The sequence below is a fragment of the Rickettsia philipii str. 364D genome, from assembly GCF_000283995.1.
In the GTDB taxonomy this organism is placed as follows: Bacteria; Pseudomonadota; Alphaproteobacteria; order Rickettsiales; family Rickettsiaceae; genus Rickettsia; species Rickettsia rickettsii.
This window is the reverse complement of the sequence record NC_016930.1, coordinates 839,277-856,419: the sequence shown is the minus strand read 5'-3', so window position 1 is coordinate 856,419 and position 17,143 is coordinate 839,277. Positions and strand designations below refer to the sequence as shown.

Below are 17,143 nucleotides of genomic sequence, written 5' to 3'. Positions count from 1 at the left end.
TAACTATGTCAAACCGTAATAGTTTAGAAGTACAAGAGTACGCACAAGCTAGCTCCTTAAATAATACTAATCTAACTGCATCACAGGGTGAGTTAATACTAACTGTTGCAAATTTATTGTTCAAAGAGTCAAATATTAATAATCATCAGAATATACAAAGAGATAATAATATATCTTATGAGAATAATATTACCGACTTTGAAAATCAGGATACAAGTTGTGGTATATGTAAATGTCTTGGAGCGATAGCTACTGTTTGCTGCAATGTGTATGTATTTTTATTTGAATAAACACCAAATTTTACACTAAAAAAATATGAGCAAGGCTTAAGAAAGTTAGGAAACCTAGAGCATCGGTTATGGTTGTTAGAAATACACCGGAGCCTGTAGCGGGGTCTATATCAAAATAATGCAGTATTATAGGAATAGCAGAGCCGAATAATCCGGCTACTAAAAAATTTAAAATAACTGCAATAGCAAAAATAACGCTAAGGTTTAAGTCAAGCAACATCACAAAGCTAAGTCCTGCTCCGATAATTGCAAGTACAAAACCGTTAAAAGCCGATACGGCTATTTCTTTTAATATAACTTTATTGACATTATTATAATGAATATCTTTATTAGCAAGGGCTCTAACCGTAACGGTCATGGCTTGTGTTCCGGCATTTCCGCCCATTGAAGCTACAATAGGCATAATGGCTGCAAGCGTTACAAGTTTTGCAATAGTATCGTTAAAATGGTTAATGATAAGTGAGGTCATGCAGGCAGTGATTAGATTAACAAAGAGCCAAGGAAAACGATGTCTAACGGTATAAAATACATTGAAGAAGGTATCTTGAGTGTGTACCCCGCTTAATGATAATATATCTTTGCCGGCTTGTTCTTCGATAATATAAATTATATTATCGATTGATACGCTACCTACTAACTTACCGCTTTTATTTACTACCGGTACAATAGTTAAAGCATATTGTCTAAAAATGAAGCTTAGTTCATTTAAGTCGGTAAAAGCATCTGCAAGTTTAAAATCTTTGTTCATCAAATCTTTTATCAATTCATTTTGTTTGCCTTTAATTAGCGTGCTAAGAGAAATAATACCGATAGGGCGTAATTTATTATCCGTAACGATTGCCGCATAAAAGTCATTCTTTACGTTCTTGATAAAATTTAATGATTCCTCGACCGTCCATCCTTCTTGAAGATTAATAAAATCTCGTTCAATTACCCTACCTACCGTATTTTCGGGATATGTACAACCTACGGTAATTTGGTGTTTTTTTTCTTTAGTGAGATTACTTAGGATCAGGTCTTTTATATCATCGTCTAGATCGATTACTACTTCAATAGCATCTTCTATAACTAGCTTATTGATTAATTCTGCAGATTTTTTTATGCCTAAAGTTTCTATTATTAAAGGTTTACTATAAGCATTTAATGATACTAACGTTTCAGGCTTAATTTCATCCTGTAATAAAGGAATAATTATTTTATATGTTTTATTGTTAAGATTATCTAAGAAATCTGCTAAATCAGCATAATGAAGCTTGGCCAGCCTGCTTGCAGCAGCATCATAATTGTGATTTTCGATCAGATCGTTAATTTGATCAAAAATTTCAGCAAATTGATCGTGATGATCTGGTAAGATGCTTTTAAATATATTGAAATTAGGCATAGCCTATTGACCTAATAGTTTATTATAGACTTATTATAATTATTTAAAGCTGGGTAGCTAGGCTTGGCACAGAATTGTGTACAATTTGCTAATCAATATAAATCACAGAGTACAAATAAGCAATAGTTTTTATTTTAACTCCTTTTCATTTATCAGGAGTATACAATTAGCACAAACATTTGCTAACAAGACGAACTTAGGAGTAAATATAAAATCTGAAGTGTCGAAACAAACAAAAATTTGACTTTGTGCAAAACCGGCGAATGGTGCGGTCGAGAAGACTTGAACTTCCAATCTTTTTACAGAACAGCACCCTCAATGCTGCGCGTCTACCAATTTCGCCACGACCGCTTAAGTTTTACTCTATAGCAGATTATGAGTAAAATATCAATAGAATTCTTTTGATGTTATTTCCACCTTTCTATGTCATTCCCACTTCCACGGGAATGACATAAACTAGCCATGCGACAACACCTTTAGTCGTTCGCAATGACGGAAAGCTATTCAAGATAAATCAACAACAAAACTAGGTGTAATCGATTGCTTAACAGCAGCTTTCATTAAACTATCTAGTTTTTCATCAATATTATCAAAATCAATATGATATTCTCTAGAATTTCCGGTTAACACTAGGGCAGAGTCTATACCAAGGCGATTTGCTGCAAGTATATCGGTGTAAACAGTGTCCCCAATCATTAACATGCGATTCTTAGGGGTATTATGACATTCTTTTAAAATTTTGCTATATATTTCTTCATATGGCTTACCACTATAAATTACTTTTCCGCCAAGCTGCTTTATTTTTTCGGCATAATAGCCGCTACAATATCTATAAACACCGTGCTGATTTATTCCAAGGTCAGGATTAGCACAAATATTGACCATTTTACGTTGTACAACAATTTTAAATAATTCATTGAATTCGTTTAAATCTAAATTTTCGTTTTCGTCTCTGTAAATAGTCATTAAGAAAATATTAGCTTTGTTAATATCGTCAGTGATAGGACATTGAATTCTGTTTATTATATCATTTTCTAAATGTCCTAAATGATATATTGCTGGTTTTTCTATACCGAACCGCTCTTTACTTTCTAGTATCATTTCTACTGCTATTTCGCCTGAGCTAATGATCATTTCCGGTTCTGCATTTAATCCCCACGATTTAATTGTTTGATGCAGTGAAACAATATTGCGTGGAGCATTAGTGACAAAATATACTTTTTTTCGTTCAATAATCTTATTGATATTTTGTACGACGCCCGGATAGGTAAGCCCCCCTTCAATTATTACCCCCCAAAGATCGAATAAAAACACGTCATAATCATTCATTACATCGAAAATATGTTTGAACTTTAATATATTCATTGTTATCTCGCTAATTTTAAATCAAGAAACTTTACTATTTTAATAAGTTACGTTATAGTCATTTTTATTGTTTCTAGCAACAAGTAATAGAGCCAAATATATAATATGTCGGAAATTGAAAAAAAATTTAACGAATCATCATACGGTGCTGATTCCATAAAGGTTTTAAAAGGTCTTGAAGCCGTAAGAAAAAGACCGGGAATGTATATCGGGGATGTTGGAGACGGGTCGGGTCTACATCATATGATTTATGAAGTAGTCGACAACGCTATCGATGAGTCGCTTGCTGGTTATTGCGATCTAGTACGAGTAACATTAAATAAAAACGGTTCAGTAACCGTATCCGATAACGGGCGAGGTATACCCGTTGAAATTCATGAAGAAGAAGGAATATCGGCAGCTGAAGTTATTATGACTCAACTTCACGCAGGCGGTAAGTTTGACCAGAACGCTTATAAGGTTGCAGGCGGTCTACACGGTGTTGGTGTATCGGTTGTAAATGCTCTTTCTGAATGGCTTGAGCTGCGTATTTGGCGTAATAATAAGGAATATTTGATGAGATTTAATAATGGTATAACGGAAGCTCCGCTTGCGGTTGTCAAAGAAAATATTGATAAAAAAGGTACGGAAGTTACTTTTTTTCCGTCTGTAGAAACGTTTACTAATATAGAATTTGATTTTGGCACTATAGAGCATCGTCTTCGTGAGCTTGCTTTTTTAAATTCAGGCGTAAAGATTTTACTCGTCGATAATCGCTTTGAAGAAGTGAAAGAAGTAGAGTTTTATTATACAGGCGGTATAGAAGCTTATGTAAAATATATAGACAGAGCGAAGCACGCTATCCATCCATGTATAGTAGTTAATACGGAGAATGCTGAGTCCGGTATAAGCCTTGAGCTTGCGATGCATTGGAACGATTCTTATCATGAAAATATTTTATGCTTTACTAATAATATTAGGCAGCGTGATGGCGGAACTCATCTTAGTGCTTTCAAATCAGCGATAACACGTGTTATTACCTCGTATCTTGATACTACGGGTCTTAATAAAAAAGCTAAAAATTACTTTAGCGGTGAAGATACTAGGGAAGGGCTATGTTGTGTGCTTGCCGTTAAAGTCCCTGATCCTAAATTCTCTTCTCAAACAAAAGATAAGCTAGTAAGCTCCGAAGTACGACCGGTTGTTGAGAATGCCGTTTATACAAAGGTTCTTGAGTGGTTTGAAGAGCATCCAGCAGAAGCTAAGGCAATTATAGCTAAGATTATGGAAGCTGCGAATGCTCGTGAAGCTGCTAGAAAAGCAAGGGAACTCACTCGAAGAAAATCAGCTTTAGAAGTTTCGAATTTACCAGGTAAACTTGCAGATTGCCATGCAAAAGATCCTGCTATTTCAGAATTGTTTATTGTTGAGGGGGACTCTGCGGGCGGTACTGCAAAGCAGGGTAGGGATAGCAAAATTCAGGCTATATTGCCTTTGCGTGGTAAAATTTTGAACGTTGAACGTGCAAGATTTGATAAAATGCTCGGTTCGGACCAAATCGGTACGTTAATTACAGCGCTTGGAATTAGTGTTGAACGAGAATTTTCCTTAGAAAAGCTTAGATACCATAAAGTTATTATTATGACCGATGCTGATGTTGATGGCTCGCACATTAGAACTTTATTACTCACGTTTTTCTATCGTCATATGCCTGCGCTAATAAATAAAGGCTATCTATATATAGCTCAGCCACCGCTTTATAAAGTAAAGAAAGGAGCAGCCGAGTTTTATTTAAAGAATGAGCAAGCGCTGCAAGATTATTTGATCAAATCAACTATTAATGATGCAACCTTAATTCTAGACGATAAAGAGCAGTTAGTGGGTGATAATTTAGAAGAGCTAATTAATAAAGTGGTTAAGTTTAACGGCTTACTTGACCATGCTAGCAAAAAATTTAATCGCTCAATTACCGAAATTCTTGCTATTAATGACTTACTTAATAACAAAATATTTGATCCTGAAAGTGATTTAAGACTTAAAAAAGCTTTAGATGTTTTAAATAGCTTAGAAGATTCGCCTGATAAGACTAATTGGGAAGTTTTAAAACATGAAAATAAAATAGAGTTCTTCCGCTTTAGTAGGGGTTTAAAAGAAAGTAAAATATTATTGAAAGAGCAGTTAGAATCATTTGAGTTTGTACAAATATCAAAGCTTGCTTTAACGATTTTTGATATATTTAGTAAGCAATTAAAGCTTATAGTGAAAAGTCAGGAATTCGATATTTTAACACCGAGTCAGTTGTTAAATACCATTATAGAATGCGGAAAAAGAGGTATAAATATTCAGCGTTTTAAGGGTCTTGGTGAGATGAATTCCGACCAGCTATGGGACACTACTCTTGACCCTACAAAAAGAACTTTGCTTCAGGTAAGAGTTGCAGAAATTGATGAAGCAGAAGGCATTTTCTCTACTTTAATGGGTGATGTTGTTGAACCTCGCAGGTTATTTATCCAAGCAAATGCGTTGAATGTCGTGAATTTGGATGTGTAGTATAATCGGTGTCATACCGTGGCTTGACCACGGTATGACAATTTAATCAGTTTTTCCTCGCAATGACGTTACAATTTTATCAAAATAATTTATGCACAAATTGATTATTCACGGTGGTACACCTCTGAAAGGTAGTATTAATATTAGCGGTGCTAAAAATGCCGTGCTACCTATTATGGCAGCGTCTATTCTTACCGATAAACTGCATATTACTAATGTTCCAAAGTTAACGGATGTTAGTACTATGAAAGATTTGCTCCGAAGTCACGGGGCAGATATTGAAATAATAAAACATCAAGATGAATTTGAGCTTATAATTGATACCAAAAATATAAATAACTTTACTGCAGATTATGAAATAGTCCGTAAAATGAGAGCATCGATTTGGGTGCTTGGTCCTTTGCTTACCAAATACGGTAAAGCAAAAGTATCGCTTCCGGGTGGTTGTGCTATTGGAGCAAGGCAAGTAGATTTGCATATTGCTGTATTAAAAGCTATGGGAGCTGAGATTGAAATAGAAGACGGTTATATTAACGCTTCAAGTAAAGGACGCTTAAAAGGTACTCATTTTGTTTTTGATAAAGTTTCCGTAGGTGCTACGATTAATGCAATACTTGCAGCTGTTTTAGCAGAGGGGGAAACTGTGCTTTTTAATTGTGGTCGAGAGCCGGAAATAGTTGATTTATGTAATTGTCTTATCACAATGGGAGCCGATATTGCAGGTATCGGCACTAGCGAAATAACAATTAAAGGCAAGGATTCTTTAAATAAAGCGAGCTATAAAGTACTTTCTGATCGTATTGAAGCCGGTACTTATATGTTTGCGGCAGCTATTACTAAAGGTGATGTAAAAATTTGTGGGATTGATTACCATATTGTAGAAAATATAGCTTTAAAACTTATCGAAACGGGTATAAAAGTCGTGCCGATCAATAACGGAGTTCAAGTAACTTATGAAGGGAAGTTAAATTCAGTGGATTTAGAAACTAATCCCTATCCTGGCTTTGCTACTGATTTGCAAGCACAATTTATGAGCCTTATGACGCTTAGTAGCGGTGTTTCAATGATCACCGAGAATATTTTTGAAAATCGTTTCATGCATGTTCCTGAATTATGTAGAATGGGAGCAGATATAGTAGTACGAGGTAATAAGGCGGTTGTTCGAGGTGTAGAAATGTTAAAAGGCGCAGAAGTTATGGCAAGTGATCTTAGAGCTTCGGTATCGCTAATACTCGCCGGTCTTAGTACTAATAGCAAAACCGTATTACACCGAATATATCATTTAGATCGTGGCTTCCAAGATTTAGAAAAAAAATTAAGTAATTGTGGTGCAGATATAAAAAGGGTATAATATATTCGATCAACTTCAAAAATGGGCTAAGTCGTTCGTTCTACAAGAGCTGCAGTACGCACGTATTAAGTATACGCTGTGTTCCTCGCCTTGTCAACTCCTTGCTCTTTTTGAAGTTGATCTGCGTATATTCGTTTCCTATTTATTTATAGTATACTATTTTTAACGGAGAAAAATTATGGCAAGAATTACAGCAGAAGATTGTAATAAAATTATACCGGATAGGTTTCGGCTTGTTGTCCTAGCAACAAGATATGCTAAATTATTAAATTATAAAGTAGAAACTAATCACATCAAAAAAGAAAAGCTTGATAAGCCTCCTGTTATCGCATTACGTAGAATTGCTGCCGGAAAAGTATCGGTAGCTCAGTTAGAACAAGATTTAATAAATAGTCTGCGTACAAGAACTATGATAGAGCCGCTTGTTAATCAAGATGAATCAGAAGCTGTAGAAGAAAAATTTGAGTATTTACCTGAAGTTTATATCGGGGAAGATTATTCTGATTTAGATGATCAAATCTTTATTGATGAGAATGGCGAAGATTATGAAACCGATAAGTAAATGCTTATCGGTGTTGGTACTGATATAGTACAAATTCCTAGAATCGAAAAAATATTACATTTATATCCAGAACTTTTTGCTAAAAAAATTCTAACTTCAAAGGAATTAAAACAGTTTGCTTTGTTGGGAAAAATAAACCATGCTGCTTTTTTAGCCAAGCGTTTTGCTGCTAAAGAGGCTGTTAGTAAAGCCTTTGGAGTCGGTATAGGTCAAGGTATAAATTTTAAAGATATTACTATACTAAATAATGATTTAGGTAAGCCTATAGTAGAAGTTAGCTCAAACTATACAAACAAACTCTCTCCTTTTAATATTCACCTTTCTCTTGCTGATGATTATCCTGTGTGTGTAGCATTTGCTGTGATTGAGAGTAGTTATAATGTTATTCGTGGGTAGAGGCGTGTTACTGTGTGAACCCTATTTCATTCCCGCGGAGGCATTGTTGTATGGATACCCAAACCGTCATTGCGAGGCGCGAAGCGACTTGGCAATCTCATGCAGTAATAACAAACTCCTGAGATTGCTTCGTCAAAACTTACAGTTTTTCCTCGTAATGACGACTTGGTATACGGGGAATGCCCGCTCTCGCAATGACAAAATATAAATTACGATCCGGCTTTGCTGTCTGCTTTAGGTAACATGATTTTTACATTAGCTTTAGCTTCTAAATCAGCAATATATTTCTTTAGTACTTCTGCAGCTAATATATTATCAATAGTTACTTTTGCTTCTTCTTTTGTTGGAATAGGCACAGGTTTTTTCTCAAGCACTTTGATAATATGCCAACCGAAATCGGTTTTTACAGGAGTTGAAACTTCATTTACTTTTAAAGCAAAAGCTTTCTTTTCAAATTCCGGTACTAACTGCCCAGGTTGATTTAGTAGAATGTAACCGATAACGCCGCCGTTTGCAGCTGAAGCTTTATCAAGAGATAACTCTTCTGCAAGCTTAGTAAAGTTTCCGCCTTTGCTTAATTTGGTTTTTATATCATTAGCTTCTTTTTGAGATTTAACTAAAATATGAGCAACTTTTATTTGTTCTTTACCTTTAAGATTACCGACATATTTATTATATTCGTCATCAAACATCTTATCTGTAATGTTAGATTTTATGTAGTTTGCTAGTAATTCTTGTTGAGCTAATTGATTTTTTGCATTTTCAAGTTTTTCTTGGAATTCTTTAGAAGAAGTAATATTTGACTTAGCAACTTCTTCTTTTAACAAAAGATTATTAACATAAATTTTTATTAATTTTTCCTGATCTTGTGGTGGAAAATCATCAAAATTTTTGATTGTTTCACCTGATTGAAGATTAAGCTGAGGCTTAAATTCTTTCATAATTTGCGATGCTTTTACTTCACCGCCTTTATAGGTAGCAACTACCTTGTCTTTATCAGCAAAAGCAATACCGGAAAGCATGCTCACTGATAAAAATATAACAGATAATTTTTTCATTTATGACTCATAATTGTGTTAAATATAAGCTTAAATTTTATAAAAATAATATATAACCGTCAACAGCTATTTGAGAATATTTTATTTATTAATAATAATTTACAAATATTTGTAGTAAAAAATTATTCATTTAAATAAAATTATAACATTTGATAATTTTATAAAAAATACCTATATTTAAGTACTAAAATACTAAAAATATCATAAGGACTTTAATGCTTTCTATTTTAAAAAAACTTTTCGGTACTGCAAATGATCGTACTGTAAAAAAACTATTTTCTGAAATTACAAAAATTAACTCGCTTGAACCTGCTATACAAAAATTATCAGATGAGGAGTTGAAGAATAAAACTGTGGAGTTTAAAGAAAAGCTTAAAAACGGAGCTACTTTAGACGATATAGTATATGAGGCGTTTGCGGTAGTTAGGGAAGCAGCTAAAAGAGTTTGCGGTATGCGTCATTTTGACGTTCAGCTTATAGGTGGCCTGATATTACATCGAGGCATGATTACCGAAATGCGTACCGGTGAGGGTAAGACCTTAGTTGCAACGCTTCCTGCTTACTTAAATGCTTTAACTGGAAAAGGTGTACATGTTGTAACCGTAAATGATTATCTAGCACGCCGTGATTCTGCTGCCATGGGTAAAATTTACAATTTTTTAGGTTTATCGGTTGGATGTATTGTTGGTGGTATGCCTGATGAGGTAAAACGAGCCGCCTATAACGCCGATATTACTCATGCAACAAATAATGAACTCGGTTTCGATTATTTAAGGGATAATATGAAGTATAGCTTGCAGGAGCGGGTACTGCGTCCTTTTAATTTTGCTATCATCGATGAGGTTGATTCGATTTTGATAGATGAAGCAAGAACTCCGCTCGTTATCTCGGGTCCGGTTAATGATAATGCAGAATTATACGGTAAAATTGATAAAATAGTACGTCTGCTTAATGCAAGTGATTTTGAAAAAGACGAAAAATTAAAAACTATCAATTTAACGGAAACCGGCATTACACATATAGAATCGCTTTTAAGTAAAGAAAATATTATAAAACCAGATACCAGTTTATATGATTTTGAGAATTTAACTTTAGTACATTATATTAACCAAGCCTTAAGAGCTCATAATATGTTTACTGTTAATGTAGATTATTTGGTGCGTGAAGGTAAAGTAATGATTATTGATGAGTTTACCGGTCGTGTAATGGAAGGGCGTAGATATTCGGAAGGGTTACATCAAGCATTAGAAGCAAAAGAAAATGTGAAAATTCAAAATGAGAACCAAACTTTAGCATCTATTACTTTCCAAAATTATTTTCGTAATTATCCTAAATTATCGGGTATGACCGGTACGGCTATGACCGAAGCACCGGAACTAAAAGATATATATAATCTCGATGTGGTCGCAGTCCCAACCCATAATAAAGTTACAAGGCTTGACCTTGATGACGAAATTTACGGTAGTAAAAAAGAAAAATATGATGCTATCTTAAAGCTAATTAGGGATTGTTACGATCGTGGACAGCCTATACTTGTCGGTACGATAAGCATAGAAAAGTCAGAAGAACTTTCAAGCGTTTTAAATAAAGAAAACATCCCTCATAAAGTATTAAACGCCAAATTTCATGAGCAGGAAGCTTTTATTATTGCTCAAGCAGGTAGGTTTAAGGCAGTAACGATTGCAACTAATATGGCAGGGCGGGGTACTGATATTATGCTTGGCGGTAATCCTGAAATGTTAATAGAACAGCTGGATAAAGAACATAATTATGAAGCTAAAATAGCTGAAATAAAAGCTCAAATTGCCGAAGAAAAGAAGCAGGTTATTGAAGCAGGCGGCTTATTTGTGATAGGTACGGAAAGGCATGAAAGCCGTAGGATAGATAATCAGCTAAGAGGAAGATCAGGTAGACAAGGTGATCCTGGTAAAACTAAGTTTTTCCTATCGCTTGATGACGATTTAATGCGTATTTTTGCATCAGATCGTATATCAGGAGTCCTTAGAACACTTGGATTGAAAGACGGAGAGGCTATCCACCATCCAATGATTAGTCGTTCACTTGAGAAAGCGCAGCAAAAAGTGGAAGGACATAACTACGAAATGCGTAAAAATTTATTACGTTTTGATGATGTAATGAATGACCAACGTAAGATAATATACGAGCAACGTACTGAAATTATTAAATCTAAAGATAGTCACGGTTTCTTAAATAGTACTACTGAGGAACTCGCCAAAAAGATAGTATTAACTTTCATGCCGGTAGGCTCTTATAGAGAAGATTGGGATATAGAGAATTTAAGCGTAGAATTACATCGTGTTTTTTCTATAAAATTTGATCATAATGTAGTAAGTAAAAATGATGTAACGGAAGAAGAAATCACGAAGACCGTTATACAAATGGCTCATGATATATATAAGTCAAAAGAAGAAGCCTATAGTAGCGAGTTAATGCATAATGCCGTGAAATATATTTTATTAACTACCCTTGATCAAGTTTGGAAAGATCATTTATATAGCTTAGATCATTTAAGACAAGGCATATCTCTTCGAGCTTATGGCCAAAAAGATCCTCTTAGTGAGTATAAAAGAGAAGCATTTAACTTATTCGAGCAGATGCTTAATAATTTAAAAGAATTATTTATTCAAACCGTATACCATTTCCATATTGACTTAAAAAATGTTCAAAAAGAAGATGTTTCGCTTGAGTATAAAAAACTTCAGAAAAATATGTGTGAGAGTCGGGCAGATCCGGCATTTAGTAAATATAACGCAGGAAGTAGCCTTGAGACTGACCTTAAACCAGTCGTATCACGCATTGATCCAAAAGATAGAAACCCTGACGATCCTACTAGTTGGGGTAGGGTATCTCGTAATGAGCTATGTCCGTGCGGTTCAGGCAAGAAATATAAATATTGTCATGGTGCAAATGAATAGATGAACACCTATAATACCCTACGATTTTTACTCTATGTCATTCCCGCGAAGGCGGGAATCCAGCAAAACTCGAAAAAATCAAAAGGTTATAGCTATTTCTTACAATTTCTTTACATTTTTAGAAAAAGTAAAAATTCTTCGAGATTTTTATACTTTCTGGATTCCCGCCTTCGCGGGAATGACATAAAACAAGCCATTAATTCTTAAGACAATAAAACCTTTTTAAAAATTGTAGGGTATTATAATGAATACCACTTTACATCAGCGTTCTCTAAAAATCCAAGCTAGGCTTAATTTTATAGTGTAGCAAATTCTAGATAGTGCACAAGATAAAATCGCTATGATTATCTTTGGCTCTTTTGCAAGAGGTGATTGGGTGCGTTATCTACCTAACGGTTACCATACGGCAAGGATTAATAAGTAGGAGTTCTCAGTATTGTCTGCGTGACTTCCTAATCGTCATTGCGAGGAAATTGCATAGCAATTGACTAAGCAATCTCAGGAGTTTGTTATTATTTCATAAGATTGCCACGCAGCCTACGGCTGCTCGCAATGACGATTTGGGTATCCAAGCAAGCCTTTTGCAGGAATGACAATGAGATCTTTATCACCTTTAAGAAATACAAAGTATAAATGAGTAGAATATGATAAAAGAACTATTAAATAGTAATTTAACTCTGTTGCTAAAGTCAAATAGAGTAGTAGTGCAAGATATAGAACATTATGTAAAACAATGTAGCTTTGAAAATGTTTTAAAAGAGTCTATTTTTCTCTTGATAAAGTGGGCCTAGTAAGGAGTTTAAATGAATTACGTGCAGTATCTACTACTGAACTATTTGCGGTATCTACAAATAATGCACTAAAAGTTGGCTAAATGGTTAGTTGAAGAAAAAAAAGCAAATGTTAATATGTGTAGTGATATTTTGAAGAATACTCCTTGAAATTCAGCTGCACGTCACGGAAATTGTAGCAGAATATCTAATATCAAAAGGCGCTGCAGTAAACGGGAACGAGGAGCTTGGCTAGGATCACCTTTATATGCAGCAGTAAGCACTTTAATGTAGCAAAACTATTACTTAAGAACGGAGCTGAGGTGGATCAAAGAAAATCCGGAGGAATACCTTTGCATGCGGTTGCTAAAAATGTTCGATGTACTTCTAAAGATATTAAGGATGATGAAATATATAAGCTGTTAGTATCATATGGTGCTGATATCAACGCAAAAGTAGAATGTACAATAGCATTTGTCGGTGAAAGTGAAGTAATAACGGAAGAATAATGATATTTTGAGATATCTTAACATATTTATAGGCATTGCCTAGAAATCGTTGATACCCCGTCATTGTAAGCGGCTGTAGGCTCCTGTTGCATGGATACCAAATCGTCATTGCGAGCGACTGTAAGGAGCGTGGCAATCCAGAAAAATAATAAAAATGCTACGCATTTTACTAGATTACTTCGTCAATTATTTTGTAATTTTCCTCGTAATGACGTCAACTTTTCAAATTATCAACTTTTTCTAGGTAATGTCTATTTATCGACACGGTAGTTATTGACAAGTTTAGGAAAAAGTTTTATATTCTTCACAAGTTTAAGAAAAAGTTAATAGTATATGTCTAAAGCAAAAACAGCTTCCAAAAATAACCCGACTTCTAGGGAACAGGCTAAAGAATATTTTCATAACGGTCAGAAAATCAAACCGGTCAAGCTTATTGCTGCTCAAAAGTCTTTTCTAGCTGCCGAATATGAATCTTCCGGAGATTTAGTCGTAGGGAGCAATGGTCAGCCATTACCTTGGGGATTAGTTAAAAGCTTATCTTAATATTTTCACTTCCAAAAACCTCGCTAATAAATAATCGGGGGCATAGCTCAGGGGTAGAGCATCTGCTTTGCACGCAGAGGGTCAAGGGTTCGATTCCCTTTGCCTCCACCACTTCCGATAAGGGTTTCAAGGCTTTTTGAAATTTAGTAAAAACTTTGAATGTTCCTTTTGTTTTAATTTTCGCTCCATGTCTTGCTAAAAAAATATTCTGTACCTACTATTATTGGTTATGGGAAGTATTTACAACAGCAGAATCTAGGCAAAAATAATAATCTACATACTCAAAAGTTGAGGTGACTATTTACTTGAGAAAGAAATATATGAAGCTTTGCTAGAACTCAGTAATTATAGCAGTGAAGAGAATAATAAATTATTAAGTACGACTTATTTTTTTATAAATTAATAAAAAAATAAGGACATAATATGAGTGGCACAACAAAAAATATAAATGCAAAGGGAGCAGCAAGCATGGGTCTTGATAGTTGGCTTGGCGTTACTGTAGGTGATAATATTACTCATTCTTTTAGTTTAGATACTAATAGTAATATTTTTTAGGTATCACCGATACTATGAATTACTATAATGGCTTAGGTAGTATAGACATAAATAATGCACGTGTTAATTTTAATATAACTAATAGAGCTTTAGAAATAAATGCTAATAACAGCCCTTTTAAATTGATTGTAGATGAGGATTTTTCTATAAAAATTGCAAAGTTTAACACCTATGAAAATGAGCAATATACTTTTACAAATCATTATCAAGATAAAATGAGTTTCCAAGATATAAATACGTTAGCAAAAATAACTAGTCTATCTCATAAAGAATTTGTTAAAATTTTATCTAATAATTATACGCTAGAAGCAATAAAGGAGATTGCAGATAAATATAAAGCAATAGATAAAGAGGCATTAAATTTATTTATAGGACAAAATTATAAGCTTTTTTATAGCTCTGATCAAACTGAAAATCCTTTTAAAGATCATACTCCATTTTTAAATTAGTAGACAAGTCTTTAGCAGAAAGTCCAATCCTGAATCTAATGTCTGTTGACCTTAAAATATCATATAGCTTCTTATTTAGAGGACGAAGTCGATATAATAGGCAATGACAGCTAAATCCTCTATCTACTACAATGCAAGCTGGCATACAATACATATTGGCATGCAAGAAGATTTAAGCTACACTGCAAAGCTTGCCAATCACTTAATACATAAAAATGGTACGTAATGGCTTGATGTTCTAGAGCAGGCATTAAATTTATACCAGCTAGGTACTCAGACTATGCAGATAGCAGACGATATAAGAAAGCTAGTAGCAGGCACATCGCTGGTAGACTTAAAGAAAAATTTACCAAATCTTGACTCTGTAAGATTTGGTATGTAGGTATCAAGGGGAGTAAGTACTACAAATAGTTTAGTAGTTGAGAGTTTGCAGGACGTAATACAAGATTTTGATATGATTACTAATGGATTAAATAAAGAAAAAAAAGCAGCTTTGAAAACAAGATGCAGTTGCTCAAAGATGCTTGCTCAAACAAAGGAAGCTATTTATGCCAAAGCATTTGATATTTCAACGCACTATTTAAAAACGTTTAAAGGCACAGGTTTAAAAGGTATGTTAATAGCTTCTTCTAGATTAATTGTCGTTCGTTTTAAAAAATTTTTAGATGATATAGGACAAGTAAGTTCTGAAGTTGTTATATCTGCTACTGATGACCGGGACGGTTATAAAGATATTGAAAGCGAAAATGAAGTAGATAAATTTATAAAAAACATGAGGGAACAATATGGAGCAAAATTCAATAATAGAATTATTAAAAAATTTAAAAGTTCCGATGATCCTGAAATTTTAATTGTAGTTTCAAAATTACTAACCGGTTTTGATGCACCGCGTAATGTCGTTATTTACATATGCAAAGAATGAAAAGAGCATAATCTTTTACAAGCAATTGCTCGTGCGAATCGTCTATTTGAAGAAAAAGGGAAAACTAAAGAATATGGTTACATAATTGACTATGTAGGGTTATCGAATCAATTAAAACAAGCACATCAATTTTATGAAAATTATGGTTTAAACAATTTTGATAGAGAAGATTTAGAAGATGCTATATTTTTTGTATATGATACATTGAAAGCATTTTTTCCGTTACTACAAGAAATTAAAAATATTTTTATAAAGTGCCTAACGATTTGGATTCTGAACAGCTCGAACAGCATTTAGCCGATAAAGTTATACGCAATAAGTTTTATTTCTTGTTGAATAAATTGAAAAATCTGATGTCTATAGCTTCTAATTCTTATGAATTTTATGAAGAAAAAGAACAAGTTAATTTACAATATGAATAAAATTTAATAAGCTCAAAGAGAGAGTGGAAAAGCGTTATAAAGAAAAACCGGATAAAAAATATATACCGCTCAAGTCATGAAGTTGCTTGATGAGTATGTTATTGCCGGTCATATTACTAAAACTGAAGCGGTTAACATTCGGTCATGGATATGGCTAATCAAATACAAGATACTATTAAGGATTATATCAATATCGATCCTGCCTTTTATCAAAAATTTTCTACCCTTAATAAATAACACAATAATACAGCATCATAATAAACGTTTATCGTAGAGTGATCTTTTAAATAGAGTTAAAAAATAAGAGCTGAATTTAAAAATGATGTGCCAAGTGAACTCGGCACTAACAAAACAATAATAGCTTTTTACAGAATCGAAAAGATCAAAATCAGTGTGAAAATGCCATGCAAATTGCTCTTGATACCTATGACATCATTAAGCAGGAAATAATTGTTCATTGGACAAAAAACACTTCCATTTTAAATGCAAAATTCACTTGATGATTATTTTGTTGATGTTGTTAAAAAAGAAATGAGGATTGACTTTAATAATGAAGATTTAAGTGATGTTGTGGAAAGCCTAATTGATTTTGCTAAAGATCATGAAGCTAAATGATTTGGCTTAAATAACGCAAATAGCGAATTATTGCATAATGCGCTATTATAGAATTTTTAAGCTATCAATATTTATAATATCTTTAGTCGTATTATTGTAATATTTTCCTAATATGTCTAAAGTGTTTTGGTCATAGTCATTTTGAGCTTCCATATGCCATACCGGTTCATAATCGCGAGCTGCTAAAAAATGTTTTGTATAATGTTTTAATTCTCTCTCACCTGAGTTACCAAGTTTGTATGAAAGTGTATAAGAAATGGTGGGTTGATTTGGGGCCTTTTCTATTTTTTATTGAATATAATTATACTGTAATTCGTTTGTATTGCCTATAATGTGGATATTTATGTGTCTGTGTTGTAAGTTATATATCTCTGTTAGCTTTTCAGGTTCTATTTTGCACATAGCATTCCAGCCTTTATCAAATACCTCATTATCTCGTATAGGATTACCGTTTTTTTCTTGTATAAGCTCATTCATTTTCTTACGAAAT

General features: G+C 33.7%; 17 protein-coding genes, 2 tRNA genes and 1 pseudogene. 15 read left to right on the top strand and 5 right to left on the bottom strand.

The window, feature by feature from the left end; genetic code table 11:
* Window positions 1-5: 5 nt before the first annotated feature.
* A complete protein-coding gene (locus RSA_RS04445) occupies window positions 6-290 on the top strand; it encodes a hypothetical protein (RefSeq protein WP_014364863.1) in 285 nt (94 codons plus the stop codon).
* 10 nt (window positions 291-300) lie between these two features.
* On the opposite strand, the gene mgtE is transcribed toward RSA_RS04445, so the two are convergent.
* The 3 genes from mgtE to RSA_RS04430 all read right to left on the bottom strand — a co-directional run bounded on the left by mgtE (window position 301) and on the right by RSA_RS04430 (window position 3,036).
* Window positions 301-1,671 (bottom strand): magnesium transporter, encoded by a 1,371-nt coding sequence (gene mgtE, locus RSA_RS04440; protein ID WP_012151049.1) that lies wholly within the window; start codon window positions 1,669-1,671, stop codon window positions 301-303.
* 264 nt (window positions 1,672-1,935) lie between these two features.
* Window positions 1,936-2,022, bottom strand: a tRNA-Leu gene (locus tag RSA_RS04435).
* 153 nt (window positions 2,023-2,175) lie between these two features.
* Complete coding sequence (locus tag RSA_RS04430) at window positions 2,176-3,036, bottom strand: TIGR01459 family HAD-type hydrolase (RefSeq protein ID WP_014364862.1); 861 nt, start codon at window positions 3,034-3,036, stop codon at window positions 2,176-2,178.
* Between the two features lie 105 nt (window positions 3,037-3,141).
* Here RSA_RS04430 and gyrB point away from each other — a divergent pair, with 105 nt between their 5' ends.
* From gyrB to acpS, 4 genes are all read left to right on the top strand, one after another.
* A complete protein-coding gene (gene gyrB / locus RSA_RS04425; RefSeq protein WP_014364861.1) occupies window positions 3,142-5,565 on the top strand; it encodes a DNA topoisomerase (ATP-hydrolyzing) subunit B in 2,424 nt (807 codons plus the stop codon).
* A gap of 91 nt (window positions 5,566-5,656) precedes the next feature.
* Window positions 5,657-6,916 carry a UDP-N-acetylglucosamine 1-carboxyvinyltransferase gene (gene murA / locus RSA_RS04420; protein ID WP_014363133.1) on the top strand — a complete coding sequence of 420 codons (1,260 nt, stop codon included), beginning with the start codon at window positions 5,657-5,659 and terminating at the stop codon, window positions 6,914-6,916.
* A 178-nt stretch (window positions 6,917-7,094) separates the two neighbouring features.
* A complete protein-coding gene (gene rpoZ, locus RSA_RS04415; RefSeq protein ID WP_014364860.1) occupies window positions 7,095-7,478 on the top strand; it encodes a DNA-directed RNA polymerase subunit omega in 384 nt (127 codons plus the stop codon).
* Entirely contained in the window at window positions 7,479-7,874 is a 396-nt protein-coding gene (acpS, locus tag RSA_RS04410) for a holo-ACP synthase (RefSeq protein ID WP_012262491.1), read from the top strand.
* 209 nt (window positions 7,875-8,083) lie between these two features.
* On the opposite strand, the gene RSA_RS04405 is transcribed toward acpS, so the two are convergent.
* A complete protein-coding gene (locus tag RSA_RS04405) occupies window positions 8,084-8,932 on the bottom strand; it encodes a peptidylprolyl isomerase (RefSeq protein ID WP_014364859.1) in 849 nt (282 codons plus the stop codon).
* A gap of 215 nt (window positions 8,933-9,147) precedes the next feature.
* Between RSA_RS04405 and secA the strand changes: the two genes are divergently transcribed.
* The 10 genes and pseudogenes from secA (at window position 9,148) to RSA_RS10035 (ending at window position 16,653) form a co-directional block, all read left to right on the top strand.
* Entirely contained in the window at window positions 9,148-11,868 is a 2,721-nt protein-coding gene (gene secA, locus RSA_RS04400) for a preprotein translocase subunit SecA (protein WP_014364858.1), read from the top strand.
* 244 nt (window positions 11,869-12,112) lie between these two features.
* Window positions 12,113-12,274 (top strand): annotated as a pseudogene (locus RSA_RS09585) (nucleotidyltransferase); the annotation flags it as partial.
* Between the two features lie 687 nt (window positions 12,275-12,961).
* A complete protein-coding gene (locus tag RSA_RS04395) occupies window positions 12,962-13,147 on the top strand; it encodes an ankyrin repeat domain-containing protein (RefSeq protein ID WP_049796665.1) in 186 nt (61 codons plus the stop codon).
* A gap of 333 nt (window positions 13,148-13,480) precedes the next feature.
* Window positions 13,481-13,690, top strand: coding sequence for a hypothetical protein (locus RSA_RS04390; RefSeq protein WP_004998070.1), 210 nt, complete (start codon window positions 13,481-13,483; stop codon window positions 13,688-13,690).
* 36 nt (window positions 13,691-13,726) lie between these two features.
* Window positions 13,727-13,801, top strand: a tRNA-Ala gene (locus RSA_RS04385).
* 312 nt (window positions 13,802-14,113) lie between these two features.
* Window positions 14,114-14,245: a hypothetical protein gene (locus tag RSA_RS10040; protein ID WP_016728225.1), complete on the top strand. Its 132-nt coding sequence runs from the start codon at window positions 14,114-14,116 to the stop codon at window positions 14,243-14,245.
* A 14-nt stretch (window positions 14,246-14,259) separates the two neighbouring features.
* Window positions 14,260-14,694 (top strand): hypothetical protein, encoded by a 435-nt coding sequence (locus RSA_RS04380; protein WP_014364856.1) that lies wholly within the window; start codon window positions 14,260-14,262, stop codon window positions 14,692-14,694.
* A gap of 454 nt (window positions 14,695-15,148) precedes the next feature.
* Entirely contained in the window at window positions 15,149-15,616 is a 468-nt protein-coding gene (locus RSA_RS04375) for a type I restriction enzyme subunit R domain-containing protein (RefSeq protein WP_014364854.1), read from the top strand.
* Window positions 15,617-15,870: 254 nt separating this feature from the next.
* Window positions 15,871-16,038: a hypothetical protein gene (locus RSA_RS09010; protein WP_014364853.1), complete on the top strand. Its 168-nt coding sequence runs from the start codon at window positions 15,871-15,873 to the stop codon at window positions 16,036-16,038.
* 483 nt (window positions 16,039-16,521) lie between these two features.
* Entirely contained in the window at window positions 16,522-16,653 is a 132-nt protein-coding gene (locus RSA_RS10035) for a hypothetical protein (protein WP_012151039.1), read from the top strand.
* 288 nt (window positions 16,654-16,941) lie between these two features.
* Here the strand turns inward: RSA_RS10035 and RSA_RS04365 are convergent, their stop codons facing one another.
* Window positions 16,942-17,130, bottom strand: coding sequence for a hypothetical protein (locus tag RSA_RS04365; RefSeq protein ID WP_014363129.1), 189 nt, complete (start codon window positions 17,128-17,130; stop codon window positions 16,942-16,944).
* Window positions 17,131-17,143 lie beyond the last annotated feature (13 nt).